We start from the raw sequence: 8,421 nt of genomic DNA on the forward strand, positions 1-8,421 counted from the left end.
TTGGCGAACGTGCGCCGCTGAGAAACACCATGTGTTTTGGTAATCTTGTTCAAGCGATTGATAATTCTAATCGCAAGCTTGTTGTGTACAATCCGGTCCTGTTCATCATAATCACAACAAAACTATTGTTTGAATGTAGATCTGTGCCGCAACAAAATAACATCTCGTCCCCCGTCAATAAAGTTTGGTTCTAACCTTGACCTTATCCCTTCCAGTTGCCGCCAAGACGGGGGACGGCTAGATGATTATCAATTTTGATCCGGTATCAGCAGGTCAAGATTTGTTTTCTTACTAGGCGCGCAAATGGGGCTCGTTAAAGTCCAGTATTGGCCCTAAAGGCACAACGCCACTCGGGTTTATACTGCTATGGCTGCGATAGTAATGATTTTTTATATGCCCCATATTAATGGTCTCCGCAATGCCTGGCTGCTGGTAAAGATCGCGTGTATACGCCCAAAGATTGGAGTAATCAACCAAATGCCTCAGGTTACATTTGAAATGTCCCACATATACTGAGTCGAAACGAGCCAGTGTAGTAAACAAGCGCCAGTCGGCTTCGGTGATAAGGTCGCCAGTTAAGTAGCGCTGTTTTGTCAATCTTTGCTCCAGCCAATCCAGCGTTTCAAATAAAGGACTCACCGCCTCTTCATATGCCTCCTGTGTTGTGGCAAAGCCAGCTTTATATACGCCATTATTCACGGTATCGTAAATGCGCGTATTCAGTGTATCGATTTCCACGCGAAGGCTTTCAGGGTAATAATCACCTTCAACAGCACCCAACGCATCAAAAGCACTATTAAACATCCGTATGATTTCCGAAGATTCATTGGAGACAATCGTATTGGTTTTTTTATCCCAAAGAACTGGAACGGTAACGCGACCTGAGTAGCGACTATCTGCCTTAAGATAAATCTCCCGTAAATAGTTTGCGTTAAAAATAGGATCGGGGATAACACCTTCGCCATCGTTAAAGGTCCAGCCTTCTTCAGCCATATGCCAATGTACGACGGACAGGGAAATCATTTTTTCCAGCCCTTTAAGTTTGCGAAAGATCAATGTACGATTAGCCCAAGGACAAGCATAGGACACATACAAGTGATACCGGTCTGCTTCTGCTTCAAACCCGGAACGCCCCGTAGGTCCCGCTGACCCGTCAGCGGTAATCCAGTTCCTGAACTGTGCCGACGAGCGTATAAAGCGTCCCTTTGTTTCATGAGTCGGATACCAAGTATCTTGCCATTTTCCATCAATTAATATACCCATATCAATGCTCTAAAAATTTATTGTGTTTAAAATCCTCAAATGCCTGCAAAACTTCTGCTTTGGTATTCATCAACGAGCGAGCTATGATCATATCTGGTGTATGACAAAAGAGGGGAAAGCGGTGTAATCTGTTGGTATGGATCTCGACAGATCAACCAATAAAAAAGGAAAATACCGCATGACAGATAGTAATATTTTTAAGCTGAATAAACCAGAACAAAATGATCCATTGCAGGAAGTACTGCGAGAAGGTGCACGAAAAATGTTGACTGCAGCCATAGAATCGGAAGTAGCTGCTTTTATTCAACAGCATGGAGGTTTAAAGTCCGATGAAGGTAAAGCGGCAGCAGCTTTGCCGGCCGATACCGGCGCACTCGGCATCTCATGTTCTTCTTGTGTCAGCTCTACTCTGTATTTCGCTGTCGTTGACATCATCATATCTCCAAGGCATCAATAAATTCAAAAATTTACCTGGAGATTACATGATATTCCTGTCACTGCAAAGTTGTTGCTATACTAGCATCTCATAACGACGCTATCTAGCGGGAATAACTGAGAGAACAATATATTTATTGATAATTATTATCGTTTGTTTTAATATTTCTAGTTTGAATAAACCTCTTTTTAGGTGCATCAGATCTGATGTTGGTAATAAGATAGATTGGGTTACCGGTGCAATTTCGGTACATGAGTAAAATGCGCAAATGTAGTTCGCGGCTGTTCAGCAGCAGCTTGTATAGTACATCACTAGTACTCTATTCATATGATATTGGTACAGCGTTACCGCGGTGTTATGCAACAAGGAACAGTGCTTGAAAAGGTTGTTCCCTTCTCAAGTAAATACTGTAACACGGTTGCAGGACATCATGGTAACGCCCTGTGGATGCGCTTGTCAGCGTCCATTGTCTGCGTTTGCGTCTTTTGACGATAGAACGGCTATTGCCTGCAAGGCAGGCCTTACCATGTACACTGATAAGCGCACTGAACCCGGCAATATCATATGGATAGAGTACTAAGTCGTCTGTTATTATCTTCACGCTGTTGTAACAATCAAAAGAAAGGTTATTAATATTGCTATAGTTTATTCCTCAATGCATTCACTGACACGGAAAAATGCTGATTACCTTGGGTCAAAGCAGAATTTTATCTCGTTACCTGGATTGCTGTTTGTACTTGTAGCGCATGGAGTGCTTGCTTACGTGTTGTGGAATCAACGTATGGTCCCGGCACCTGAGCAAATGGTGACCTTGTTTGCCGAGATCATATCGCAGCCCGCGCCAGAAGCAACGCCCGAGCCTAAACAGGAACCAACACCTGCAAAGTTAAAGCCCGTCAAAAAACCTGAATCCAAACCTAAAGTCAAGCGGCTGGCATCCAAAGCCCCAAAATTACCGAAGCCAGCACCCGTTGTGCAACCTGATCCTGAGCCAGAACCGGTGGCAGAACAGGACGTGTTTCCTGAACCGGTTGCTGAAGTACCGCCTCGGCAAATGGAAACGGGGCCGGTCACATTGTCTTCCGAGCTGTCGGTTTCATGTCCAAAATTGACGGCGCCGACGTATCCGGCGATTTCCCGTCGTATGGGTGAAGAAGGCAAGCTGGTGTTGCGAGTCGTTCTGGATGAGGGCGGCCATATTGATGAAGCGCAAGTTGTTGACAGCAGCGGTTACGCGCGCCTGGATAATGCGGCGCTGGAGGCCGTAAAAAATTGGCAATGCAGGCCATCAATGCGTGATGGTCAACCGGTTCGCGCAATTGCGCTGCAACCTTTCAATTTTGTACTGCAAGGAAATTAATTTAAATGGAACAAGGACTTGGATTTTCAAATTTTCTGGCTCAAATCGATAGTGTTGGTATCAGCGTCCTGGTGTTGCTGATCTCGCTCTCGGTTGCCAGCTGGTATCTGATTATCACAAAAAGCATAAACAATTTTATTGCAAAAAAACGTGCTACCGCATTTCTGAACCATTTTTGGAACGTTGAATCGTTGGCTGAAGTAAAAAAATCTTTTAACAGCGAAACCCCGGATAATGCGTTTGCCGAACTGGCCAAACTGGGCATTGAGGCCGCCGCCGATTCCCAATTGCAGGATTCTTATAAATTGGCTGCAGCCGGCGGCACCAGCGAGTTTTTAACGCGTGCTTTGCGTAACGGTATTGACCAGGAGGCGGCGCGGGTCGAGAATGGATTGACACTAATTGCATCGGCAGGATCAGCTGCCCCGTATATCGGTCTGCTCGGAACGGTATGGGGCATTTATCATGCATTAATACAAATCGGTTTGTCCGGACAGGGTACACTAGACAAAGTTGCAGGTCCTGTCGGTGAAGCGCTGATTATGACGGCGCTGGGACTTGCTGTAGCGATCCCTGCAGTTCTGGCATATAACGCATTCGTTCGCCGCAACCGGATCTGGCTTGCACGGCTCGATGCATTTGCGCATGATCTATTCGTTCTGATTACGGTGGGTAACGGTGCCGCCAGTAACAATGAAGCCGCTGTGCAACGTACGCAATCAGCACCCACACCCATACCGCAAACTATCGCGCCTGCCACTACCTATTCAAACCTTGAAGAAAGGGGACAATAATGGGGTTTGGCAGCATGAACAGCGGCAAACAGCAGGCGCCGATGGCTGAAATCAATGTTGTGCCACTGGTTGACGTCATGCTTGTACTGCTGATTATCTTTATCATTACTGCGCCATTACTGACGCATTCAGTCAAAATTGATTTGCCCAAAGCGGAAAGTAATCCGAATATAACGCAGCCCGAACATGTCGAACTGGCAATCCGGGCGGACGGCAGTTTTTTCTGGAACGGCGAGCCGGTGTTGTTTGATCAGTTACCTGAACGGTTTGCAGCAGCGGTGTCGTTGGATCCTAAGACCGAACTGCATATCCGCGCCGACAAGACCGTGCATTATGAGCACGTTGCGCGCGCCATGAGTGCCGCCGCCAATGCCGGTATGGTAAGAATTGGCTTTATTACTGACCCGACATTGGCTCAGCAGTAGTCAGTTTTGTGCAGCGTCGTGATGCGGTAGCTGTACAGGTTCCAGTGTGCCTGCGGAAGGGTCATTGAAAACGTCCATCGAAATATTGTTTTCACTTTGGGCTACAATCATGGTGACAACCGCGTCACCGGTCACGTTGACGGCAGTGCGGATCATGTCGAGCAGGCGGTCGACACCCATGATCAAGGCAATGCCTTCAACGGGAAGCCCGACTTGATTAAACACCATGGCAAGCATAATCAAACCCACACCCGGAACACCTGCGGTGCCGATAGACGCCAACACGGACATTCCGATAACCGTCAGATAACCAATGATGCCGATTTCTATACCGTAAACGTTGGCAATGAATACAGTAGCGATGCCCTGCATAATGGCTGTTCCGTCCATGTTAATTGTCGCGCCAAATGGCACGACAAATGCAGCCGTCGAATTGTCGACGCCCATGCGTTTCTCAACCGTTCTGAGTGTAACCGGGATTGTGGCGTTGGAACTGGCGGTGCTGAAAGCGAAGATCTGAGCAGTGCGCATTTTTTTAAGGAACTTGACGGGATTGATTCTTCCGAGAAGTCTCAGCAGAAACATCAACGTACCCGTTGCGTGACAGAATAACACGGCTACCACAACGCCAAAATAACCGATCATGGGCATAATCAGGGCGATGCCCTGTTCCGCAAAGGTTTTCGCCATCAATGCAAATACACCGTAGGGGGCGATAGACATCACAACATTGACTATCTGCATCATGACTTCGTTCATTCGCTCCGCGCCCTGGATCAATGGCCGCGCACGCTCACCGAGCATGAGCAAACTGATAGCAAACAAGATTGTAAAAAAAATAATCTGCAGCATATTGCCCTCTGCGAATGCCGCAACGGGATTGCCAGGTACAAGATCGATGAAAACCTGTGTAATCGGCGGCGCTTCCGGTACTGTAAATAAACCCGGCATGCCTTGTGACAAATTAAAGTTTTTCCCTGGAGCAATATTTACCGCCGCCAGAATTGCCAGCGAAATGGCCAGCGCCGTGGACAGCAAAAACAAAGCAAACGCCTTGATACCGATGCGCCCCAGTTTGCTGATGTCGCCGATACCGCATACGCCGCAAATGAGTGAAAATGTGACCAGCGGAACCACTAGCATTTTCAGTAAATTGATAAATACTGTACCTGCGACATGAAACAGGCCGTCAACGAAATAATCCTGGATAATTGTGTTGCTTTGCGCGAAATTATTAATCAGGCTGCCCACTGCAAGACCGGCAGTCATCCAGATAAGAATTTTGGTCGTTATGTTCATCACGCCTGATCAACCGGTTGCTGTTATGAACCGATAGTGCAAACCGGCGCTATTCACCCGGCTGTAGTGTTACAGGCACTTCAATCTCCTGTTCATCACGCAGGATCCTGACTTGTATGGTATCGCCGACACGGTATCCATCGATAATTGATAACAGCTTTTCAACCGAGTCGACCGGTTCGCCATTGATGGCGATAATAATATCCCTGGGCGTGATCTCGCCGTCGGGTGAAATAACGGCACCTTTGAAACCGGCAGCTTCGGCGGCCGAGTCACGGCCGACGCCAAGGATCACAATGCCGCTGACATTGATCGTACTGGTCAGACGTTCATTGAATTTGCCGTCGACTGTAATGCCCAGTGCCGGACGGATATATTTGCCGCGGCTGATGAGTTGCGGCACGACACGGTTGGCGGTATCCACGGGCACAGCAAATCCGATGCCGGCACTTGCGCCACTCGGACTGTAAATCGCCGTGTTAATACCGATCAGGCGGCCCGCAGAATCCAGCAGAGGGCCACCTGAATTTCCCGGATTAATGGCGGCGTCTGTCTGGATCAGGTTGCCGATGATGCGGCCGTTTTCGCCGGGAAGTGAACGGTCAAGTGCGGACACTATGCCGGTTGTCAGTGTCCAGTCCAGACCGAAAGGATTGCCGATGGCAAATACTTTTTGTCCGACCTTAAGGTCGTTGCTGGTGCCAAGCGGAACCGGCGACGGGCGCTGAAAACCGATTCCGATCCGCAGGACGGCAATATCATGCGCCGGACTTGCGCCCACCAGTACAGCTTTATAGTCCCGTCCATCCACCAGACGTATCATGGCTTCGCTGGCGCCTTTGATGACATGATAATTGGTGATGATGTGACCATGATCGTCCCAGATAAAGCCGGAACCCGTTCCACTGGGTACGGAAAAAATATTGCGCGTCCAGGCATCCATGACACGCTGCCGGGTAGTAATAAAAACCACCGAGTCACGCGAATTTTCAAACAGTTCAATGGTGCTGATTTCATCTTCTGCAAGATTTCCACGCGCCTCTACAATACGGGGTTCGGCGTATTCGCGTTTGTCTCCGAATATAAAGAAGTCGGACATGTCGTACAACAGCAGGATCAGTAACATGACCACCAGTGTGATCCAAATCAAGCTGGGCTGAAAACGGCCGCTCTCGGGCATATGGATTAACTCCTTATTAAAATTCGGGTGTGCCGTATAATTGTTGTTGGGCAATCAGAACGGTCCGGTTATTTCGAAAGTCACACCGTCCTGCGATTTGCCTGACGCACCCCGTTGCGAACTGAAATACAAACGTGTACCGTCCGGGTTGAATGACGGACCGGTTATCTCCGACCGGTCATGATCGACAATCTGTAACAACGGCATCACAGTATCTGGCGCGACGACGACAATCTGCATATCACCGCCGTCTTCGGCCACCAGCAGCTCGCCGGTTGTATTGGCCGTAATATTGTCGACGCCGGTCAGCACAGGGTTTGGATAAAAGGCGGCATTATAAACAATGCTGAGCCGCTTGTTTAGGGTGTTGTACGCCCATATCCGGTCGTCTCCTTTGGTGGTGAAATAAACGATACCTGCGTGGTACCAGATACCTTCGCCACCGTCAAATGCTGTGCGCTGCTTGATTTGATAACGTGTCGGCGCATGTATCGCCAGCGGGTCTGGGAGTGGGTGCCAGCGTACTTTCCCAACAGGACCGCCGATGACTTCGGCGACTTCCAGAAAACCGTCATCCAAACCGGGCCATCCTGCGGCATCATGGGTATTGCCAGTGTAGCGGTATAAACAACCGTCCGGTTTGTCTTCAGTCAGATACAATTGCTTGTGATGTACATCGACAGCAACAGCTTCGTGACTAAATGTGCCCAGGGCCGGCCGCAAACGCGCAGTTTGCACGCCAAAGGGATCGCATTCCCATACCTGGCCTTGGTCATATTCCTCGCACGAGAGCCAGGTCTGCCAAGGCGTATGACCGCCCGCGCAGTTACGCGTGGTATGTTGCAAGATGGAATAGGCATCTGTCATTTCGCCTTGCCGGCTAAAACGAATGGCGCCGACACCGCCTCTTTGATGATCAAGTTCGCTGTTTGAGACATATATCCAGCCCTTGTCTTGCGTGGCAAATGTGGCGCCACCGTCTGGAGCGGCGTGCCACGCGTAGCCGAAGGTGGTTTGTCCTGAACGTGCTATGACGCGGGAACTGAATCCCTTAGGCAGGCGTATGCCATTTATATCCGGCGGCAGCAGACCGCTTCGCGCCGCCCGGGCTAACGATGCGGCGCGAGCCGGCGTAGATAACCAGTGATTTGAAACAAATACGCCTAAACCTCCAATCAGGCTGAACTTGAGCAGTTTTCTGCGCTGTTGTCCAAAAAAATTCATAATAACTGAGAAATTAATCCTGGCGGAAGATCTACCGATGTGACGGCAACTTGAATTATTTATCGCAATTCATATTTTAGCCCAGATTTTCCATTAGTATCGATTTCTTATGGTACCGCCAGTACTTTTATCCATATGATATTGGCGGATTCAGCGTTGTCCAGATGATTCAAGACAAGGCGTGGTCTGCAGCGGGTGGTTGGCCATTATCAAAGGCCACAACACAGTATTGGATCATCTGGATAACTTCCTTCGGGCCAATTATTCTCAGCGATGCGTGCCTAAGAGGCATCACTTCCGGGGTCTCTGAACCTGTCAATATCAAGCAGCCGGAGCACTGGAACAAATTGTTGGACGAAGCCGCTACGCGGAGAAAAGGCAGTTTGGTTTCGCCGGTTAATCGTAAAATGTAACCTCACCCTGCTGTAAACGCAGCAGAT

8 protein-coding genes are annotated in these 8,421 nt (G+C 48.8%); 4 read left to right on the forward strand and 4 right to left on the reverse strand.

What is annotated here, in order from left to right:
• Positions 1-291 precede the first annotated feature (291 nt).
• Complete coding sequence (locus tag BMY60_RS08245; protein WP_090332817.1) at positions 292-1,263, reverse strand: glutathione S-transferase family protein; 972 nt, start codon at positions 1,261-1,263, stop codon at positions 292-294.
• A 178-nt stretch (positions 1,264-1,441) separates the two neighbouring features.
• Between BMY60_RS08245 and BMY60_RS16270 the strand changes: the two genes are divergently transcribed.
• From BMY60_RS16270 to BMY60_RS08265, 4 genes are all read left to right on the forward strand, one after another.
• Positions 1,442-1,720, forward strand: coding sequence for a hypothetical protein (locus BMY60_RS16270; RefSeq protein WP_256250765.1), 279 nt, complete (start codon positions 1,442-1,444; stop codon positions 1,718-1,720).
• A gap of 634 nt (positions 1,721-2,354) precedes the next feature.
• A complete protein-coding gene (locus tag BMY60_RS08255) occupies positions 2,355-3,059 on the forward strand; it encodes an energy transducer TonB (RefSeq protein ID WP_090332820.1) in 705 nt (234 codons plus the stop codon).
• A 5-nt stretch (positions 3,060-3,064) separates the two neighbouring features.
• Positions 3,065-3,853, forward strand: a complete 789-nt coding sequence (locus BMY60_RS08260; RefSeq protein ID WP_090332822.1) for a MotA/TolQ/ExbB proton channel family protein — start codon at positions 3,065-3,067, stop codon at positions 3,851-3,853.
• Entirely contained in the window at positions 3,853-4,278 is a 426-nt protein-coding gene (locus BMY60_RS08265) for an ExbD/TolR family protein (protein WP_090332823.1), read from the forward strand. Before BMY60_RS08260 ends, BMY60_RS08265 begins: the two co-directional genes overlap by 1 nt.
• Here the strand turns inward: BMY60_RS08265 and BMY60_RS08270 are convergent, their stop codons facing one another.
• Genes BMY60_RS08270 through BMY60_RS08280 form a run of 3 tightly spaced genes read right to left on the reverse strand, consistent with a single transcriptional unit; the run spans position 4,279 to position 7,981 of the window.
• Entirely contained in the window at positions 4,279-5,577 is a 1,299-nt protein-coding gene (locus tag BMY60_RS08270) for a dicarboxylate/amino acid:cation symporter (protein ID WP_090332824.1), read from the reverse strand.
• A 49-nt stretch (positions 5,578-5,626) separates the two neighbouring features.
• The gene (locus tag BMY60_RS08275; RefSeq protein ID WP_090332826.1) at positions 5,627-6,757 is read right to left on the reverse strand and encodes a S1C family serine protease; all 1,131 of its coding nucleotides are present in this window, start codon (positions 6,755-6,757) and stop codon (positions 5,627-5,629) included.
• Between the two features lie 54 nt (positions 6,758-6,811).
• Entirely contained in the window at positions 6,812-7,981 is a 1,170-nt protein-coding gene (locus BMY60_RS08280; protein WP_090332827.1) for an alkaline phosphatase PhoX, read from the reverse strand.
• Positions 7,982-8,421 lie beyond the last annotated feature (440 nt).

This window comes from Nitrosomonas sp. Nm51 (assembly GCF_900111165.1).
Taxonomy (GTDB): Bacteria; Pseudomonadota; Gammaproteobacteria; order Burkholderiales; family Nitrosomonadaceae; genus Nitrosomonas.

Coding starts and splice junctions, on each gene's coding strand:
- BMY60_RS08265 (WP_090332823.1), top strand. CDS start 3,853: ATGGGGTTTGGCAGCATGAACAGCGGCAAACAGCAGGCGCCGATGGCT.
- BMY60_RS08245 (WP_090332817.1), bottom strand. CDS start 1,263: ATGGGTATATTAATTGATGGAAAATGGCAAGATACTTGGTATCCGACT.
- BMY60_RS08270 (WP_090332824.1), bottom strand. CDS start 5,577: ATGAACATAACGACCAAAATTCTTATCTGGATGACTGCCGGTCTTGCA.
- BMY60_RS16270 (WP_256250765.1), top strand. CDS start 1,442: ATGACAGATAGTAATATTTTTAAGCTGAATAAACCAGAACAAAATGAT.
- BMY60_RS08280 (WP_090332827.1), bottom strand. CDS start 7,981: ATGAATTTTTTTGGACAACAGCGCAGAAAACTGCTCAAGTTCAGCCTG.
- BMY60_RS08260 (WP_090332822.1), top strand. CDS start 3,065: ATGGAACAAGGACTTGGATTTTCAAATTTTCTGGCTCAAATCGATAGT.
- BMY60_RS08255 (WP_090332820.1), top strand. CDS start 2,355: ATGCATTCACTGACACGGAAAAATGCTGATTACCTTGGGTCAAAGCAG.
- BMY60_RS08275 (WP_090332826.1), bottom strand. CDS start 6,757: ATGCCCGAGAGCGGCCGTTTTCAGCCCAGCTTGATTTGGATCACACTG.